General features: G+C 63.4%; 1 protein-coding gene. It reads right to left on the bottom strand.

The window, feature by feature from the left end:
- Window positions 1-138: 138 nt before the first annotated feature.
- Window positions 139-1,082, bottom strand: a 944-nt coding sequence (locus ABT116_RS49615) for a carbohydrate kinase family protein (RefSeq protein ID WP_351648306.1), incomplete at its 5' end; no start/stop codon positions are given.

The raw sequence follows: 1,082 nt of genomic DNA, 5'->3' as shown, positions 1-1,082 counted from the left end.
ATCGACTGTGCTGCCTGACGCGGGTAGACCGGCAACGGCGACGGTCGGCGTGAAAGTGATGCCCGGCACGTACAACCCTCACGGGGGTCAGCGTGAGCGCAACTGCAGCTCCCAGCGCCAGAGGCAATGCACGTTTCATCATCGAGTCTCCAAAAGGGTGTGAGGGGTCAATGTTGCTGTGAAGCTGTCCAATTCATCTCGGGTGGGGCATCCGCGGGGGCCGGCGGTGGCGCACGCCAATGCAGCCGATGCCCCAGCGAGTCGTGCGGCGTCCACCGGTGAGCGCCCGGCGTCGACAAAAGCGATGTACGTACCGCCGAAGCAATCACCGGCCCCGACTGCATCGACGACGTCGACCACTACTGCCGGTTCGCTCGTCACCTCGCCGTCCGGTGTGGCCAGTGTCCAACCTCGCGAGCCGTCGGTCACCAGCAGGTGGGTGTTGTGCTCGGCGGCCAGCGTCTGCCACTGATCGAAAGCGATTCCGAACTCGCCTTCCCACAGGGCACGCCCTACCACGACGTGGTCGGCCAGAGCGAACGCGCGCAGTGCCGCGGCTTTGTTTTCACAACCGTCCAGATCGATTACCAGACTTACGCTTCCCGGCAGTACGTCAGGCAGAAACTCTGCCCGGTATCCGTCCAGGAACAGCCGTCCACCGCCGGCAGCGGCCAAGCGGGTGACCACAACACCGATGCGTTCGGCATCGTTCGGGTCGTCCTGGCTGATGATGGAGCGATCGCCGTCCTGCGCGATGAGAACTACTGCCGTCGACAGGAACGCATCTCGCGGCGACCAACTGGTGTCGACGCCATCTGCCTCCAGGGCTTCGAGAAACTCGGTGGACCGCGCGTCCGGGCCCACGGCACCGGCAAAGATCACCTGCGCGCCCATTCTGGCCGCGGATACCGCAGCATTTGCATTCATTCCACCGTCGATCTGACTGATGGCCGTTGCCTGAACGCGCTCCCCGAGTACCGGTACGTGTGGGACATGTACCGTCACATCGTTGTTGGCGTATCCACAAAAGACAATCATGGTTACTTTCCTGCGGCCCGGGCGTCCTTCCTGCGCACATCGTT

Origin of the sequence: Streptomyces sp. NPDC002130, assembly GCF_040296465.1 — a bacterium.
Taxonomy (GTDB): domain Bacteria; phylum Actinomycetota; class Actinomycetes; order Streptomycetales; family Streptomycetaceae; genus Streptomyces.
Note: the sequence above shows the minus strand (reverse complement) of the source record. Positions and strands in the feature narration are given on the sequence as shown.